Source organism: Helicobacter sp. MIT 14-3879 (genome assembly GCF_003364125.1).
Genome location: NZ_NXLP01000002.1, coordinates 149199 through 167069, shown reverse-complemented (window position 1 = coordinate 167069; position 17871 = coordinate 149199). Strand labels below are relative to the sequence as shown.

At 29.4% G+C, this 17871-nt stretch carries 20 protein-coding genes; 10 read left to right on the top strand and 10 right to left on the bottom strand.

Annotation, left to right across the window (positions count from 1 at the left end):
• Positions 1–502: 502 nt before the first annotated feature.
• The 5 genes from CQA44_RS12455 (at position 503) to CQA44_RS02225 (ending at position 2477) form a co-directional block, all read left to right on the top strand.
• Positions 503–1102: a hypothetical protein gene (locus tag CQA44_RS12455; RefSeq protein ID WP_181881741.1), complete on the top strand. Its 600-nt coding sequence runs from the start codon at positions 503–505 to the stop codon at positions 1100–1102.
• On the top strand, positions 1102–1368 hold the full coding sequence (locus CQA44_RS02240) for a DNA methyltransferase (protein WP_115545653.1): 267 nt from the start codon (positions 1102–1104) through the stop codon (positions 1366–1368). The genes CQA44_RS12455 and CQA44_RS02240 overlap by 1 nt, the downstream gene beginning before the upstream one ends.
• Positions 1369–1669: 301 nt before the next feature.
• Entirely contained in the window at positions 1670–1951 is a 282-nt protein-coding gene (locus tag CQA44_RS02235) for a hypothetical protein (protein WP_147289743.1), read from the top strand.
• Positions 1942–2127 (top strand): hypothetical protein, encoded by a 186-nt coding sequence (locus tag CQA44_RS02230; RefSeq protein WP_115545651.1) that lies wholly within the window; start codon positions 1942–1944, stop codon positions 2125–2127. The genes CQA44_RS02235 and CQA44_RS02230 overlap by 10 nt, the downstream gene beginning before the upstream one ends.
• 5 nt (positions 2128–2132) lie before the next feature.
• Positions 2133–2477 (top strand): restriction endonuclease subunit S, encoded by a 345-nt coding sequence (locus tag CQA44_RS02225; protein ID WP_115545650.1) that lies wholly within the window; start codon positions 2133–2135, stop codon positions 2475–2477.
• A gap of 150 nt (positions 2478–2627) precedes the next feature.
• Here CQA44_RS02225 and typA read toward each other — a convergent pair whose 3' ends face one another.
• Positions 2628–4424 carry a translational GTPase TypA gene (gene typA / locus CQA44_RS02220; protein ID WP_115545649.1) on the bottom strand — a complete coding sequence of 599 codons (1797 nt, stop codon included), beginning with the start codon at positions 4422–4424 and terminating at the stop codon, positions 2628–2630.
• 151 nt (positions 4425–4575) lie between these two features.
• On the opposite strand from typA, the gene CQA44_RS02215 reads away from it, so the two are divergent.
• Together CQA44_RS02215 and CQA44_RS02210 are read left to right on the top strand one after the other, a co-directional pair.
• Positions 4576–4779 carry a hypothetical protein gene (locus CQA44_RS02215; RefSeq protein WP_115545648.1) on the top strand — a complete coding sequence of 68 codons (204 nt, stop codon included), beginning with the start codon at positions 4576–4578 and terminating at the stop codon, positions 4777–4779.
• Positions 4780–4822: 43 nt separating this feature from the next.
• A complete protein-coding gene (locus CQA44_RS02210) occupies positions 4823–5233 on the top strand; it encodes a hypothetical protein (protein ID WP_115545647.1) in 411 nt (136 codons plus the stop codon).
• A 289-nt stretch (positions 5234–5522) separates the two neighbouring features.
• On the opposite strand, the gene CQA44_RS02205 is transcribed toward CQA44_RS02210, so the two are convergent.
• Genes CQA44_RS02205 through CQA44_RS02190 form a run of 4 tightly spaced genes read right to left on the bottom strand, consistent with a single transcriptional unit; the run spans position 5523 to position 8672 of the window.
• On the bottom strand, positions 5523–6467 hold the full coding sequence (locus CQA44_RS02205) for a thiamine pyrophosphate-dependent enzyme (protein WP_115545646.1): 945 nt from the start codon (positions 6465–6467) through the stop codon (positions 5523–5525).
• Between the two features lie 10 nt (positions 6468–6477).
• The gene (locus CQA44_RS02200) at positions 6478–7701 is read right to left on the bottom strand and encodes a 2-oxoacid:ferredoxin oxidoreductase subunit alpha (RefSeq protein WP_115545645.1); all 1224 of its coding nucleotides are present in this window, start codon (positions 7699–7701) and stop codon (positions 6478–6480) included.
• Between the two features lie 9 nt (positions 7702–7710).
• Positions 7711–8100, bottom strand: coding sequence for a 4Fe-4S dicluster-binding protein (locus tag CQA44_RS02195; RefSeq protein WP_115545644.1), 390 nt, complete (start codon positions 8098–8100; stop codon positions 7711–7713).
• A gap of 11 nt (positions 8101–8111) precedes the next feature.
• Positions 8112–8672 carry a pyruvate flavodoxin oxidoreductase subunit gamma gene (locus tag CQA44_RS02190; protein WP_115545643.1) on the bottom strand — a complete coding sequence of 187 codons (561 nt, stop codon included), beginning with the start codon at positions 8670–8672 and terminating at the stop codon, positions 8112–8114.
• A 191-nt stretch (positions 8673–8863) separates the two neighbouring features.
• Here CQA44_RS02190 and CQA44_RS02185 point away from each other — a divergent pair, with 191 nt between their 5' ends.
• Positions 8864–10192: a TrkH family potassium uptake protein gene (locus CQA44_RS02185; RefSeq protein ID WP_115545642.1), complete on the top strand. Its 1329-nt coding sequence runs from the start codon at positions 8864–8866 to the stop codon at positions 10190–10192.
• Positions 10193–10201: 9 nt separating this feature from the next.
• A complete protein-coding gene (locus tag CQA44_RS02180) occupies positions 10202–10846 on the top strand; it encodes a TrkA family potassium uptake protein (protein WP_115545641.1) in 645 nt (214 codons plus the stop codon).
• 48 nt (positions 10847–10894) lie between these two features.
• On the opposite strand, the gene ald is transcribed toward CQA44_RS02180, so the two are convergent.
• The 5 genes from ald to CQA44_RS02155 are packed head-to-tail and all read right to left on the bottom strand — an operon-like array spanning position 10895 to position 17201.
• The gene (gene ald / locus CQA44_RS02175; protein ID WP_115545640.1) at positions 10895–12001 is read right to left on the bottom strand and encodes an alanine dehydrogenase; all 1107 of its coding nucleotides are present in this window, start codon (positions 11999–12001) and stop codon (positions 10895–10897) included.
• Positions 12002–12013: 12 nt separating this feature from the next.
• On the bottom strand, positions 12014–13384 hold the full coding sequence (locus CQA44_RS02170) for a sodium-dependent transporter (RefSeq protein WP_115545639.1): 1371 nt from the start codon (positions 13382–13384) through the stop codon (positions 12014–12016).
• 46 nt (positions 13385–13430) lie between these two features.
• Positions 13431–14072: an HAD family hydrolase gene (locus CQA44_RS02165; protein ID WP_115545638.1), complete on the bottom strand. Its 642-nt coding sequence runs from the start codon at positions 14070–14072 to the stop codon at positions 13431–13433.
• Entirely contained in the window at positions 14069–15397 is a 1329-nt protein-coding gene (locus CQA44_RS02160) for an MATE family efflux transporter (protein WP_115545637.1), read from the bottom strand. Before CQA44_RS02160 ends, CQA44_RS02165 begins: the two co-directional genes overlap by 4 nt.
• 40 nt (positions 15398–15437) lie before the next feature.
• A complete protein-coding gene (locus tag CQA44_RS02155; RefSeq protein WP_258864874.1) occupies positions 15438–17201 on the bottom strand; it encodes a type IV pilus twitching motility protein PilT in 1764 nt (587 codons plus the stop codon).
• 177 nt (positions 17202–17378) lie between these two features.
• On the opposite strand from CQA44_RS02155, the gene CQA44_RS02150 reads away from it, so the two are divergent.
• The gene (locus CQA44_RS02150; protein WP_115545636.1) at positions 17379–17801 is read left to right on the top strand and encodes a prepilin-type N-terminal cleavage/methylation domain-containing protein; all 423 of its coding nucleotides are present in this window, start codon (positions 17379–17381) and stop codon (positions 17799–17801) included.
• Positions 17802–17871: the final 70 nt, after the last annotated feature.

The following is a 17871-nucleotide window of genomic DNA, read 5'->3' as shown; positions in this document are numbered from 1 at the left end:
AAAAATAAAATTCCAAAAAAGCTGCAATATATTAATTATGGTATTTGTTACAAAACTATTTTTAATTAGGCTCTACTAAATAATAGTATTATTTATAAAATTGTGTGATAAAATTTCACAAGTTTATTAATTTACAAAAGATACACAAAAGATAAGGAAGTATCTTGCTTGATTTTATTAAAAACATATTGCAAGATTTTAGTTAAAAATATTTCAAATTACCCTAAGATAACAGTATTAAATTTAAGGATATATATGAAAGATAACAAAAAATCAATAAAACACAATAGGGGGGGGGGAAGAACAGGAATTTGATATTGTAAAGAAATTCTCACATATTTTAGGATTAACCAATAAAACAGATGGTTCTTTATTTATTTATAAGAGTAAGAAAAAGGGAATTTCAAAAAAACCCTATGGATATTACTTTTATGAAGGAATAACTTTTATACTTGAGGCAGAAAGTCCAAAAAATAAATTTACAGGACAAATCAATGATTATATGGATTTAGAGAATAATGAGCATTTTATTGGCTTTGAATATAATCAAAAGAAATTTAGATGTTATGTCAATGGAAAACTGCAATGCGATGAATTAGAACCAAAAAACAAAGAGTATTACAGGAGTATTTTCCTAAAAATAAGCAACGAAGTCATTGTAAATAATAGTGCAAAAAAGTTAGCAAATCTATTTAGAGATTCTAATATCGATAAGCAAGTGAATGTTCCTTTTATTGGTGCTGTGATGTTGTGTATTAAATATGGGCAAGATATTGATTTAACATCCACAGGAACTATACTAAATGCAATTAAAAGAGGTATAAATGTAATCTTTACAGATGATATGCCAATAAATAAAAGGCAAAAACAGCAATTCATTCTTAAAATATTAGGAGATAGTTCTTTACAAAGAGCAGCAAGTCAAGATGTCTATACAATCATTCAAGAAATATCCACAATTTATAACTTTATAAATATTTCAGCTGATGATTACAGAGGACACGACATTATGAATAATTTTCTAAAGGTTTTTAGGAGATGGAATTCTGCAAATGCCAATGAAAAAGGAGAGGTTTTTACTCCTATTATATCGCTAATCTAATGTATGTCCTAGCACACTGCTCCAAAAATAACAATGTTCTTGACCCTACTTGTGGAAGTGGAACATTCCTTACAAATGCAATGGCAAATATGTTTAATGAGCTTAAAAAAGATGAGAGTTTTGATGAGAAACAAAAAATTATCAAGGAGAATAGGTTGTTTGGAATTGAATGTAGTGAATTTAATGCTACATTGGCAGGTATTAATATGTTTTACACGGGGATGGTGCAACAAACATTTTTAATGAAAATTGTTTTACCAAGTTAAAATCTTTTCAGGATTTATTTGATAGAGCCTTAATGAATCCACCATTTAGTCAAAAAGATTGTGAACTAAAATTTGTTTATGAAACACTTAAGAAAATGAAGGATGGAGGCTAAAAAGCCTCCATCCTTCCTAAGTCATGTGTAAAAGGGACAATAAGAGAGAATATTGATTATTTGGAAAAAATATTCAAAATTTCAAATCTAAATGCAGTGGTATCGCTACCAAGCAATTTATTTTATCCTAAAAGGGGCAAATACTTGTATTATTGTGCTTGAAAAAAATAAGCAAAGGAAAAATAACATTGTTAATAAATTGTCTTGATGATGGTTATGTAGTGGAAAATGAAAGCAGGGTTGATAAGGAAAATAGGTGGGAATCTATTAAGAAAGAAATACTAGATGCCTATCTTAATAATAACTTTCAAGAAAATAGAGCTACTAAAAAAGGGGATTTAAGTATGATGATAAACTTTTATTTGAAGCTTATAGCTCTCATAGAGCTGTTGATATTGATGATAGAGTTTTTGCAAGATACATTAGAGAATGTGTGTCATCAAAAATTTTGTGTGGAAAAATGCCAATAGAAACCAAACTTGATTACAAAGAAACAAAAGCATATGCTTATGCTCAAATTAGTCTAACTAAGCTGATTGAAAAGCTAGAAAAAGGAAAAGAAAAATCAATAAAAATAACACTTGAAGATAAATTTGATTTAAAAGGTATTCCATTGATAATAGCAAAAAAGACAACAATGGAATAGGAGGAATGAAAAGCAATTTTAAAAAAAGTTTTAAAGATAAAATTTGTATTATTAGTGGTGGAGATGGTGGAGGAGGGAAAACATACTATTGCGATTATAAGTTTTGTGCAACTAGCTTTGTGATGATTTGTGATTTTAAGAAAGAATTTAAAGGCAAAATAGATAAATATGCCAAATATTATATTTCTATTATTATTTCGGAGAGATTGTTTAAGACAGTAGCACACGGAATGGGAATTTCAGAAGTTCCAACAGTAAGCATAAAGCTACCAATAAAATCTGATGGGGAATTAGATTTCAGTTTTATGTCAAATTATGTTAAGAAATTTGATTTTGCAAAATTTTTATAAAACTAGATAGGGCGATGAAAATTTCTTGAATCCAATTATCTTTTAATTATGCTTTTGTTTTCAACAATAGCACTTATTATTTAACATAGCCTTAATTATTGAATATTAGAATCTAAAGAAAAATTTAATTCTTCTTTTATATTTAACTATTTACTTTTTTCTTTTTCTTTGTGTTGGGTCTAAAATCTTTTTTCTAATTCTAATATTTTTAGGAGTTACCTCTAATATCTCATCATCTTCTATCCATTCTAAAGCTCTCTCAAGTGTTAATTCACGAGGTGGGACTAATTTAATTGCATCATCACTTCCACTTGCACGCATATTTGTTAAATGCTTTGATTTAATAGGATTAACATCTAAGTCATTTTCTCTGCTATGCTCACCTATAACCATACCAACATAAACTTTGGTTTGAGGAGTAATAAATAAAACACCTCTATCCTGTAAATTAAATAGTGAAAATGCAGTCGCTTCTCCATTTTCCATACTAATTAATGCACCATTGCTTCTATGCTCAATACTTCCATTAAACTCACGAAACTCCAAAAAGCTATGATTCATAACACCCTCACCTTTTGTATCTGTCAAAAATTCACTTCTATAACCTATAAGTCCTCTTGCTGGAATTTCAAATTCAAGTCTTGTATAGCCATCACTCATAGGATTCATAGCTTTCATTTCAGCCTTTCTCTTACCTAATTTTTCTATTATTGCACCGCTAAAATCTTGTGGAGTATCAATTACTAAATGCTCAAATGGCTCAAAATTCTTTCCATTTTCAATTTTTGTTATTACCTCTGGACGAGATATGCTAAATTCAAAACCCTCTCTCCTCAAATTCTCTGCTAAAATAGTTATTTGAAGCTCACCACGACCAGAAACCTTAAACTTCCCCTCACCAACTTCACTCATTTTCATAGCAATATTTGTTTGCATTTCTTTTAACAATCTATCTTTGATTTTATTTGCAGTTACATGTTTGCCTTCAGTGCCTGATAGAGGGCTATCATTTACTGCAAAATATACACTCATAGTAGGCTCTTCAAGGTGCATTGGGTCTAGTGGCATTGGATTATTAATATCAACTATTGAATCTCCAACATCAATAGCATTAAATCCAGCAATAGCTACTATATCGCCTGTGCTTGCACTATCAATCTCTGTCCTAGCAAGACCTAAGAAACCTATTAATTTTGTAATCCTTCCATTTTCTTTCTCTCCATCACTTTTTGCTAAAAGCACATTTTGCCCTTTAGAAAGTGTGCCATTAAATATTCTAGCAATACCAATTTTACCTACATAATTATCATAATCAAGTGTGAATACTTGAGCTTGTAAGGGAGATTCATCATTTCCACTTGGATTTGGAACATTTTCTAAGATTGCCTCAAAAAGCGGTTCTAAATTTTTCTTCTCATCATTTAAATTTTTAATTGCATAGCCATCTCTTGCCGCAGCATAAATCACAGGAAAATCTAGTTGATTATCATCAGCCCCCATACTTACGAATAAATCAAATACCTCATCTACAACCTTATCTGGTGTAGCAGCACTCTTATCAATCTTATTAACTACAACAATAGGGCGGATTCCAAAGCCCAGAGCCTTTTTTACTACAAACTTTGTTTGTGGCATTACACCCTCTTGTGCATCTACAAGAAGTAAAACTCCATCAACCATTTTAAGAACTCTCTCAACTTCACCACCAAAATCAGCGTGACCAGGAGTATCAATAATATTAATTTTTGTATTTTTATAATTAATTGCAGTATTTTTAGAAAGTATGGTAATGCCTCTCTCTTTTTCTAAGTCATTACTATCCATAACTCTCTCATCTACTACCTCATGCTCGCTAAATGTCCCTGATTGCCTCAAAAGACCATCTACTAAAGTGGTTTTTCCATGATCTACATGTGCTATAACTGCTATATTTCGTATATTTTGCATAATTGATTCTTATATTGGATTTTAAAAATTTTGGATTCTAGCACTTACATACTTAAAAAACAATTTTTAATATTTGGATTTTAAGCATATATTAATATAGGGGGGGGGTAGAATTAAACCCTTATTTTAAATAAATTTGAAAAGGGAAAATATGAAAAAGATAATAATTGCAATTGCCTCTACAATGCTATATGCAGTAATACTAAATGCATTTTTTCTAGGAAATAAATCCTTAACATTATTAAAGTGTAACTATGGACAATGGGGCTATGAGTATGGGTATATTGGTATATATGAAGATAGCGATAATAATATATACAAAATATTTTTTGGAAATAATTGGTGTCAAAATTAGTATTAAAATTAAGTATTAATAAACTATAAAAGGAGGATGATAAATGGATACTATAAAACTAAAATGTGATGGTAAAGAATTTAAACTAAAACTACTAAATTCATCTTATGAAGGAGAATTTAAAGAATATTTATCAAAAGTAATCTCAAAACGAACAAATGGGAAACTTGGAAAAGAAACTCAAGAATCTTACTTAACTTTACTAAAAAAAATTATAGAAACTGAATTAAAACCTAATTACATAGCAACAAAAAACTTTAATATATACCAAGTAGATGATATAAAAATATTAGAATGTTTGCTTAGTGAAATAAAAATTTTAATCAAAGAAATAAAAAATAAAAATATCCCATTACATAAGCCAAACAAAACTTACAAAATTGGGGATGTAGGCACTTCTCTACAACACTATATAGATTTTCTAAACATCAAAAATAGACTAAGTAAATTGTAGGAAGAATTAATTATTATAGAATTTATGTTATAAATTGTATAGTTATAATTTGTTTTATATCCTTACTACCCCCCCCCTTTTTTTTTCTTATGCTAAGGCTTATGCTAATAATACTAGCACCTATAGTTGGGTTGTAATTTTTTAGTATGGCTATATATAGATTATTTAATGGAAAATATTATTGATAAAATTATAAAGAATCCTAGAATCTAGATTCTAGGAGCAAATTCTTTTTATAAAACACAAAATGACAAATATCATAAAAGAGCCCATTAGATTCTTTTAGATTCTACACCCTTGCTTCTTCTCTTCTTTGTAGATATTCCCACCTATCATCTACATCTTTTTGAAGTTGCTCAATAATATGCTCATTTTCTTTTTTAAATAAATGTTTAAATCTGCCTTGAGCACCAAGATAATCTCTCACAGGTAATACATTTTTAGGACGATATGTAATATTTAATTCTCTACCATTTATTATTTCAAATAATGGGAATACTAAAGAATCCACAGCTAAATCACTTACTTCAACAGTTTTATCAGCATTAAATTTCCACTCCGTAGTGCAAGCACTCATAGCATTAATAAATGTGGGACCATCTGTATCTATGGCTTTTTTAATTTTTTTATTCATATCTTTCCATTTATTTGGTGATACTTGTGCCACATACGGCGCTCCGTGTGCAGCCATAATTAGTAAAATATCTTTTTTCTTATCTTTTTTACCATAGCTTACATTTCCAGCAGGAGATGTCGAAGTAGACGAACCAAGCGGAGTAGAACCACTTCTCTGCCCTCCTGTATTTGCATATACTTCATTATCAAGACATATATAAGTCATATTATGTCCTCTCTCAAAACAACCACTAATCCATTGAAAACCAATATCATAAGTTGCTCCATCACCACCAAATGCAACAAATTTTGGCTTCTCTCCTTTGTATTTACCTTTTTTTACTAAAGACTTATACATTGCTTCTGCTCCAGCGATTGCAGTAGAGCTATTTTCAAACCCTATATGAATCCAAGGAACATTCCAAGAGGTATATGGATAAACTGCCGTAGATACCTCTAAACAACCTGTTGAAGCTCCAATTAATATTGGTGCCTCTGTGGCATTTAATACTTCCCTAACAATCATTCCATGAGCACAACCAGGACAAAGTAAGTGAGAACCCTCAAATCTTTCGGCTACTTTAGAAAATTGTTTTAAATTTTTAATTTCTCTTGTCATTTTATTCCTCCTAATTAAATCCTATTTTTTTTCCACGAAGACCTAAAAATTGTTGTGTTGGGTGAGTAAGCTTACCAGCCTTAGCATTAGCATCTAATTCCAAATAAACCCCCTCTATATTACTTTGAGTTAAATCTCTTCCACCTAAACCATAAATATAATTAGAAATAATCGGGTGTTTAGTAGATTCTGCTTGATATACAGATGCAGCAACCTCATTAAAAAGCATTCCCATAGCACCAGCTGGGAGGCTTCTATCAAGCATTGCTATTGCCTTAGCATTTTTTAACACTTCTCCCAACTCTTTATAAGGAAATGGTCTTAATGTCCTAATAGAAGCAACACCTGTTTTTAAACCTTTTTCTCTCATTTTTTTACTTGCTACTCTGGCAGATTCTACACTTGTGCCTAATGCTACTATAATCAAATCTGCATCAGAGCAATCATAAGATTCTACTATATTGTATTTTCTACCTGTTAATTTTGCAAATTCATCAAATACCTCTTTAATAATAGGTGTTGAATTCATTATTGAATTATGCAATTGAGCCTTATGTTCAAAATGCCAATCTTCTTCTGTCTGTGAGCCATAAGTAACAGGTTTGCTAAAATCTAGCATAGCATTATATTGTTTATAATCCCCTATAAAGTTATATGCTTCCTCATCACTTAATGGAGAAACATTCTGTGCAGTGTGAGAACAAATAAAACCATCTTGATTAACTATTACAGGAACTCGAACCCTCAAATCTTCGGCAATCTTAAATCCCATAAGATTAAAATCATATGCTTCCTGTGGATTATAAGTACATAAGCTAATCCATCCTGTATCACGGCTAAGATACATATCAGAATGGTCTCCATTGACATTTAGTGGCGATGCTAAAGCACGATTAACTAAATTTAGCAATATTGGAAGCCTCATACCAGCTGCTTGATATAGAACTTCTACCATTAATGCAAAACCTTGAGAACTAGTAGCCGTAGCAACACGCCCTCCAGCAGCAGCAGCACCTACACAACCACTCATAGCTGCGTGTTCAGATTCTACCATTACAAACTCACCATCAATATAACCATTTGCAACAAAACTACCATAATTTTGAACGATAGGAGTAGAAGGTGTTATTGGATATGCCGCTACAACATCTACTTGTGCCTGTCTTAGAGCTTGGCTTGCAGCCATATTACCATCCCAAACTTCTAATTTTTGTAATTCCATCTTTAGTGCCATAAAAACTCCTTATTTCTTTTCTTTTTGTGGCCATGAAGCAAGGGCACTCTTCTCATCTTCAATATCATTATACATCAATAGAGATTTAGGGTTTGTAGGGCATACACTAGAACAAACTCCACAACCTTTACAATGAACATAATCTACACCTTGAAGTTTCTCATCTCGTGCAATTATAGAACTATCAGGACAATATAACCAACAATTAAAGCAATTAATACAATGTTCTGGGTTAAATATAGGTTTTTCCACTCTCCAATGTGCCACACTAGCTGTATAGGAGCTATTGTTTGTATAGCTTCTATCCTCTTGATGTTTATTTACATTATTAGCATCATCATTATCAAATGGAAACAGCACAGATCCTATTTCAAATTCATTCCAACCTTTATATTCCATAATTACTCCTTTTATTTTACTTCGTTGTAAGCTCTTTTAATAGCTTCCATATTTTTATCTATAACACTTTGTGATAGCTTTTTGCTTAAAACTTTTTTAAAAGATTCTAAGAAAAAATCAAGCTCTAAAGCTTTAGAAATTTTAATAAATGCTCCTAACATTGGAGCATTTGGTATTGGCTTACCTAAAGTTTCCTGAGAAATCTTTATACAATCAAGAACATAAACCTCTTTACCTTTTAAATCTTGCTTTTTTTCTAATAACTCTTCTTTATCAAGATGGGTAGTAATAATATATTTTGTAGAGGGCTTCTCATACTCACAAATATTAGTTATAAATGTAAGACCGGGATCAATTACTAAAACATAATCTGGATTCATAAATTTTTCATGATTTAAAATATCAATATCATCAATCCTGTTGTATGCTGTCATTGCAGCTCCTCTTTTTGCTGAACCATAAAATGCAAATGCTTGAACATTTTTCCCTGTTCCAGATATAACATCAGCTAATCCTTTTGCTCCTGTTACAGCACCTTGACCGGCACGAGAATGCCATCTAATTTCTAACATAATAGTATCTCCATTTATAAAAATTGATATATCTATTCTATGCAATAAGGTCTTAAAAATATATATTAAAATGTAAAAATTTTATAAATTAGCAAAAAAATACACATAATAAAAATTTATTTATCATTTGACAAAAATTTTACATTTTGATACTAGAATTGTTTAACTTTAAATAAAACTAGGAACTATTTGTGAATAAAAAAATTGCTAGAACTCTAGTGATAGGATATATATTAATCGCAGTATTTGGTGCAATTATTTTAAGTTTGCCAATTAGTCAAGTAAATTCATCTAATTTTATAGATGCTTTTTTTACATCATCTTCAGCTATAAGTCTAACAGGACTCATAGTTAAAAATACTGCTACTGATTATAATTTTTTTGGACAACTTATAATTCTTATCCTAATACAATTAGGTGGTGTAGGATATATGGCACTTGTTAGTCTATTTTATATAGTTTTTAGAATAAATATTGATCTTTCAAAGAAAAGCTTATTAAAGACTTCTTTATCATTTCCAAATTATGAAGATATGACTTATTTTGTAAAAAAATTATTTTTATTTGTAATATTAATAGAATCATTTGGAGCATTTGTTTTAAGCTTAATTTTTATGCTTGAAATGCCAATATTAGATGCTATTTGGGCTGGAATATTTCACTCTATTTCTGCATTTAATAATGCTGGATTCTCGGTATTTAAGCTTGGTTTTTTAGGCAGGGTTGATAACTTTATGTTAATTATAGTTATAACATCATTAATAATTGTTGGAGGAATTGGCTATTTTGTATTAATAGAATTATATTTACTAAATAAAAAGAAAATTAAAAATTTATCAATACATACTAGAATAACATTAATAACAACATTTATTATAATCATATTTTCCACAATATTAGTTTTAGTATTAGAATGGCATAACAATAAAAGCATAGGGGAATTAAGCTTACTAAACAAAATTATGACTTCTTATTTTACTGCTATAAATTATAGGACAGCTGGTTTTAATATATTAGATTTAAGTTTATTAAGAGATGTTAGCTTATTTTTTGGCTCATTACTTATGGTAATTGGTGGAGGAGCTGGTGGAACTGCTGGTGGTATAAAAGTTACGACATTGGCTGTAATTTTAATATATGTATATAGAACTATTAGAAATGAACAGCCAATTATTTTTAAAAGGCAAATAGAAACTAATATTATACATTCAGCCTTTATAACTCTAACATTAGCATTATCTATCGTGCTTATCAGTGTAATGCTCTTATCTATAACAGAAGAGGGTAATAAATTTTTATTTATATTATTTGAGGTTACATCTGCATTAGGAACGGTTGGAGTTTCAGCTGGAGATGGTGGGGTGCTAAGTTTATCTGCTTTATTTAGTGATGGTGGTAAATTAGTAATTATCATATTAATGTTATCTGGAAAAGCTGGAATCTTATTATTTTCTATATCTATTTTTGTTAATAAAAAAGATAAGCACCTAAAATATTTAGAAGAAAAAATCTTAATTTAAAGGAAATTTATGAAAAAGCATACTTTTGGAGTTATCGGTCTAGGCAATTTTGGATACTATGTGGCACACGATTTAATTTTAGAAGGTAAAAATGTAATTATTGCAGATAAAAATGAAGAAGCATTTAAAGAGTTAAAAAATTTAAATGAAAATTCTTTTATATTAGATTCTACTGATAAAAATGCTCTACAAGAAGCAGGATTCTGTGATATAGATATTGTAATAGTTAGCATTGGAGAAAACATAGAATCTAGCATATTAACGCTTATGGCATTAAAAGAACTTAATATAAAAACTATTATTGCCAAAGCAATCAATAAAACACATGGAAAAATACTCTCAAAACTTGGTGTAAATAAAATTATCTATCCAGAAAGAGATATGGCAAAAAAGCTAATTAATGAAATAATAAAATATCACGAATTTGAAGTTATAGATATTGAAGATTCTCTAAAAGTAGCCAAAGTATTAGCAAGTGAATTTTTGTCAGGTTCAAGTATTGAAAAAATTATCAAAGAATCCAACACAAAAGTGCTTGCAATAAAACATAATGGAAATTGGATAGAAAATCCACCCCTAAATACAACTTGTTATCAAGGAGATACCTTAATTATATTTGGTAAAAATGAACTTATAGATAAATTTGCACACTAATAAAGTTAATAAAAGTATTGATATAAATAAACCCACTACCTACAAATATTAAAGTAAATCTTTGATATTTGTGTAAGAAATATTAAATGCATCGCTAACGCCTTTATAAGTGCATTTTCCATCAAAGGTGTTAATACCCTCCATTACACCTTCATTTTGCAATGCCGCTTGTTTCACACCTAAATTTGCAATACTCACTCCAAAACTTAATGTAGCATCATTTAATGCTAATGTAGAAGTTTTAGCTACCGCTCCTGGCATATTTGCTACACAATAATGCAAGATTCCTTCAACTTCAAAAACAGGTTCATTATGTGTAGTAGGTCTTGAGGTTTCAAAACAACCACCTTGATCTATTGCAACATCAACTAAAATTGAACCTTTTTTAATGATTGATAAATCCTCTCTTTTAACTAATTTTGGAGCTTTAGAACCCGGTATTAAAACTGCCCCAATAATTACATCTGCTTTTGAAATAGAATCTAGTATATTTTCTCTTGAACTAAATAGGGTGTGAATCTTCATATTAAATATTTGGTCAATATAGGCTAATCTTGCTGTATCAATATCAAATATAGTTACATTAGCTCCAATACCCACGGCTATCTGTGCAGCATTCAAACCAACTACACCTCCTCCAATAATTACAATATTTCCATTTTGTGTACCCGGAATACCGCTTAATAAAGTGCCATTTCCTCCATAAACTTTTTGTATATATTTAGATGCCTCTAAGACTGATAAACGCCCAGCAATGGAACTCATAGGAGCAAGACAAGGAAGAATATTCCTAAATTTAATGGTTTCATAAGCAATGGAGCTAATATGCTTTTCTAGTAGCATTTCTGTTAATTTTCTATCAGCTGCTAAATGAAGATATGTATATAAAATTTGATTTTCTCTAAAATATTTATATTCAGATTCTATTGGTTCTTTTACCTTTACAATCATATCACTTTTATTAAAAAGCTCTTCTTTATCTGTAATAGTTGCACCTGCTTTCTTATAATCCTCATCACTAAAACCTATGGCAGCACCTGCATTTTTCTCAATCAAAATGCTATGCCCTGCATTAGAATATGCCTTTACACTATTTGGGGTTAGCCCTACACGATATTCGTGAGTTTTTATCTCCTTTGGGCAGCCTATGATCATAATTATCTCCTTTTATTTAATAAATACATCTTTTAATCCATAAATAAATACAACAAAAATAATTATTGGAATAATGAATTTAACATAATTAAACCAAATATTTATGATATTTTTATTCTTAACCCCGTTACCTAACTCATCTTTTGCATCATCTCCTAAAACCCAACCAACAAAAATAGCTGAACCAAGTCCTGTAAGAACAAAAAATATATTAGCACTGATGAAATCAAAAGCATCAAAAATATTTCTATCTAATATTTTAATATTACTCCAAGGTCCATAAGCCATAATTGATGGTATATTACCGGCTATAAATGTCAATGCTAAAACTAAAGTTACAGAGGCAATCCTACTTAAATTTAGTTTTTCTTGTGTAGCAGTTACTAAGACTTCATAGAGTGTAACAGAAGTTGTAAATGCAGCAATTAGTAATAATGTAAAGAAAGCCCAAGCTATAATTGAGCCAAAGTGCATATGTGAAAACACTATTGGTAGTACTTCAAATACAAGCGGGGGACCAGAATCTGGACTAAGTCCAAAGCTAAAGAGAGATGGGAAAATCATAAACCCTGCTAAAAGTGCTATTATTGTATTAATAATAGCTGTAATGACAGATGTTTTTATTAGATTCTCTTGCTTATTTAAATATGAAGAAAGAGTAATCATAACACCAAACCCAAGTGATAATGCAAAAAACACTTGTCCTAATACTTCAATAAAAAGCTGTGGAGTAATTTTACTAAAGTTTGGAATAAGATAAAACTTCACTCCCTCCATAGCACCCGGTAATGTTACATTTCTAATTACAATAGCAATTAAAAAAATAAAAAGCAATGGCATAAGAAATTTCATTGAAGCTTCTATGCCATTTGAAATTCCTCTAACTAAAACAATCCAATTTAAAAAAATAAAAATCAAAGTATAAATTGTAATATGAAAAGGACTATGTTTTATATTAACATCATAAAATTCTTTTGTAATAGCTTGTGTTATAGGTGTAGATAAATCTAGATTTCCTATAAGTATATTCCATATATATGTTATAACATATCCTCCAAGCACCATGTAATAAGCAATAATTCCAAAACAACCAATCAAACCCATAATGCCTACAATTTTCCAATATTTAGAAAAATTTTTATTTTGGTATGTTGCGCTAAAAGCATCAACTGAATTTTTATGAGCCCTTCTTCCTATTACATTCTCAACTAAAATCATAGGAATCCCAAGTAAAAACATTGCTATTATGAATGTTAAAACATAAGCACCACCACCATTTACGCCAACTGAATATGGAAATCTCCAAGTAGCACCAAAACCTATTGTAGCACCTGCTGTTGTTAAAATATAAGCTAAACTACTTGACCAAGTATATCTATTCATTTAACTAACCTTTTTTGTTAAGATAATAAAAACTATAACAAAAAAATTAACACCTATTTATAAATTTAACAGCTTCTAATGTATTAGTAAAAACATTGTTACTAAATTTCTCAAGCTCCTCTCTTCTACCATAACCACATAATACCCCAATACCTCTTACACCTGCATTCTGTGCTGCTTGTAAATCTAAAATAGTATCTCCAATCATATAAACATTACTCAAAGAATTTGTTTGTATAGCTTTTAAAGCATTTAATATTGGTTCTTTATGTGGCTTTGTATAAAATACATCTTCTCTTCCAATGATAACTTTGAAATAATCTCTTACTCCAAAGCGAGCTAAAATCTCTTTTGTTGATGCACTTGTTTTGGTCGTTACAATACCCAAAATCCCAAATTTATGAGCTAATTTAATAGAATCTATCGCACTTGGCAACATAGAAGTTTTAAGATTACAAATATTTTTATAATGATTTTTATATTGCAAACAATATTTTTCTATATCATTTTCATTTATACCAAAAAAACTAAACATATCTTGAAGCGTATAACCAATAAACCTTGAAACCTCATCTTTAGTTAAAATAGGAAGTTTATTATCTCTAAATACATTACAAAAACTCTCATAAATTGCTTCAGTAGAATCTATCAAAGTCCCATCCATATCAAATAAAATAATCTTTTTCATATAAAACCTTTTAACTCAATTTTTAATATAACTACACTCACAATAAAAGCACAAAATAATGATACAGGGTAACTAGCCCAAATTCCAATTACGCCAAAGATATTTGCAAAAAGTGGTAAAAATATCAACATAAACAATAAATTATGTGAAAGAGAAACAATCATAGAACCTTTTACTCTGCCTATTGCTTGTAAGAATGAAGATATAATTGTATTTGCACCTAAAAATAAATATCCAATAAAATAAATTTTAACTGCTAAAATTAGATTATCTAAAATTGCTAAATCATCTTCTTTTAGAAAGATTCTAGCAACTTGTGGAGTAAAAAAATAAAGAATTACATAGATGGCAATCCCAAATAATGAAGCAAAAATAATACTGATTTTAAAAGTTTTTAGCACTCTTTGTAAATTCCCATAACCAAAATTATAACTAACTATCGGCTGAAGTCCGTGTGAAACAGCTAAAATACTAGTAAAACAAATTGCACCAATATACATCATTATACCAAGTATTGCTATACCTTCTTGAGATTTAAGAGATGATAGCAATATATTCATAAACATAATAATAAAACCAAATGCAAATTCTGACATTGATGGAGAGACTCCACTAATCAAAGACTTTTTAAGTGCATTTAAACTAAATACTTTTATAAAATATAATTGACCGTCTTTGCAAATAAAATGTTTTAAAATAATAACCAATCCAAAAAAATGCCCAAGTATAGTAGAAAGTGCCGCCCCAAACATTCCCCAATGAAAAATAAAAATAAAAATATAGTTTAAAATTATATTAATAATAGAGCCTGATACAAATGAAATCATAGCTAGATTTGGAGCTCCATCATTACGTGCAAAAGTGCATAAAATTGATTGAGTTAATATTACTACACTGCCTAATAATATTACATTTAAATATTCTAAACTTAAAGGGAGTAAAACTTCATCTGCTCCTATATTGATAGCCAATTCTCTTCTAAAAATAAATAACAATATAGCACATAACACCCCAAAAACAATAGTAAAATAAATCACAGAGCTAAAAATAATTCTAGCTTTATATGACTTAGAAGCACCCAAAGCCATACTAACTAATGTAGCACCACCAACACCAAATAAAAGCTCAATCCCAGTAAAAAAAGCAAAAATAGGAATAGATATACCAATAGCAGCTAACCCAAGCTGTCCAATTCCATGTCCAACAAAAATACCATCTATTATTACATAAGTAGATAATACAAACATACTTATAAAAGATGGTAAAAAATATGATAAAAATAGCTTTGTAATAGGAGTATGTTTTAAGTCTAATGTTTTAACCATTATAATTCCAAACTATATATAGAGTTTATATTTAATAAAACTATCTTTTGATTGTAATAGAATCTCCTTCTTCATTTTTTCCTGCAAAACTTATATTTTTAAGTTTTAATTTTAAATCTGATGATGAAGTGGCTTTTTCTAGTGCCATATCTTCATCAACTATTCCATTAGTAATTAATTCAAATAAATGCTGGTCAAATGTCTGTGTATGATAAATATCTTTCCCTTCAGATAAAGCCTCTAATATCTCCCCATCTCTACCCTCATTAATTATTAGCTCAATTCTTGGCGTTCTAAATAATAGCTCAATAGCTGCTGTTCTACCTCCATCTTTATTTTTTAGTAATCTTTGAGATACTACGGCATTTAATGTAGATGCTAATGTGGCACGGATTCTAGTTTGGTCATGAGTAGGAAATACAGAAACTATTCTATTTATAGTTTCTTTTGAATCTATTGTATGTAGTGTTGATAACACTAAATGTCCTGTTTCTGCTGCGTGCAGAGCCATTTCTATTGTCTCAATATCTCTCATCTCTCCTACTAATATTATATCAGGGTCTTCACGTAATGCAGCTTTAAGTGCTGATGCAAAGCTATTTGTATCCATTCCAACACTTCTTTGGTTTATAATGCTTTTCATATCTTTATGTATAAATTCTATTGGGTCTTCTATTGTTATAATATGTTTTGCGTGTTTATGATTTATCTCATTAATAATTGAGGCAAGGGTAGTTGATTTACCAGAACCTGTTATTCCCGTAACTAAAACAAGACCCCTCTCCATATCTACTATATTATGTATTGCCTTAGGCAACCCTAATCCATCTATAGTATTTTGCGTAGTTGGAATCGTTCTAAATGCAAATGATACACCATCCATTTGAAAGAACATATTTACCCTAAATCTATTTGAAACATCATATATATAAGTCATATCCATTTCTTTATTTGATACAAATTCAGTATATCTTGTCCTAGTTAGCTCCTTTGCAAAAGTAATTGCATCATCTTTGCTAAAAATATCATCACTAAAAATTATAATATCCCCATTAATTCTAGCACGAATTTTAGCTCCAGCCTTAAGGTGAAGGTCGCTTCCACCAATATCAATTAGCTTTTTTAAATATACTCTAACTCTTCTTGTTACAGCAAAGTCAAGCTGATTAACATTAACCCTTAAAGATTCAATATTTGGATTTCTAAAAGTTAAATCTTCTTTTACAATATTAGGCTCTATATGTATATCTTGAACCCTACCTATTGTTGAATCATTTTCTAAATCATTTTTATTTTTTAAGGTATCTTGCTTTTGTTTTTTAGTATCTTGTATGTTTTGTTCTTGAGGATGCGTTACTTCTATATTTGATGTTTTTTTAATTGAATTATGTGTTAATTCAACTTCAGATTTAGTAGCTTGGCTTAAAGTAGGAATTTGATTTATAGAGCTAACTTGTTTATTTAAATTTTGTGAAATATTAGGAGTAGTATTATTAACTCTATTTATATTATTTAATACATTAGATTCTTTAATTTGAGCTTCTTTCATTTCTCTTATAGATTTTAAAGTATCATTTTTAGCTTGAATAGATTGTGCTTGTTGTGCTTGCATAGGTTTAGCCTGCTGCTGTATAGCTATACTTTGAGATGTTGATTGATTAATTACTGGCTTTGAGCTTATAGATGGAGAAGCTTTTTTTTGGGTATTTAAAGTTATAGGTTTAGCATTGGCTAATACATCAATTGTATTTATTCTTGGAGGAGTTTGTTTTGCGTTTATGTTTAATTTAATATTTTGCTCCATTGAATTTCCCTTGAAATTTTTGTATAAATTTTACTTTATGTGGATGACTTAAAATAATATCGTAAAATTACATTATTTTATGTTAATTTTAGTTTAGTTAAGTTTTATTTAACTATAATTAAATGAATTGTAAATGTTAAAATTAAGGCTTTAAAATATTAAGTTGGAGTTAAATTTATGAAAAGAAAATGTTTCACTATGATAGAGGTAATTTTTGTAGTAATAATAATAGGTATCTTAAGTGCAGTAGCAATTCCAAAGCTAGTAGCAGGTAGAGAAGATGCCTGCTATGCAAAATTAAGAGCAAGTTTATCAGAAACCCAAAGTGCATTATCTAGAGAATATACAAAAAGATTTATGCAGGGCAAAACAATGTCTCAACAAGAACTTTTAGATATATTAAAAGAAGGTCTTGTATCAGGATCTAGCAATAAGTGTGGGTTTATAGTAAATAATAGTAATAATTTCAGTGCAATAGTAGGAAAAGACTCATTGGCAATGAATATTACCACAGATGTTTTAACAAAATCTCCAGCTATAACTTGTGACTTAAAAATTACAATGTGTCAAAAATTAACAGGTAAAAAAACTACAAATTAAAAAATTAAGAATCTTTTGATTCTTAGCCATCTCTTTTTAAATACACTAATACAATATTACTCTTTAGAAT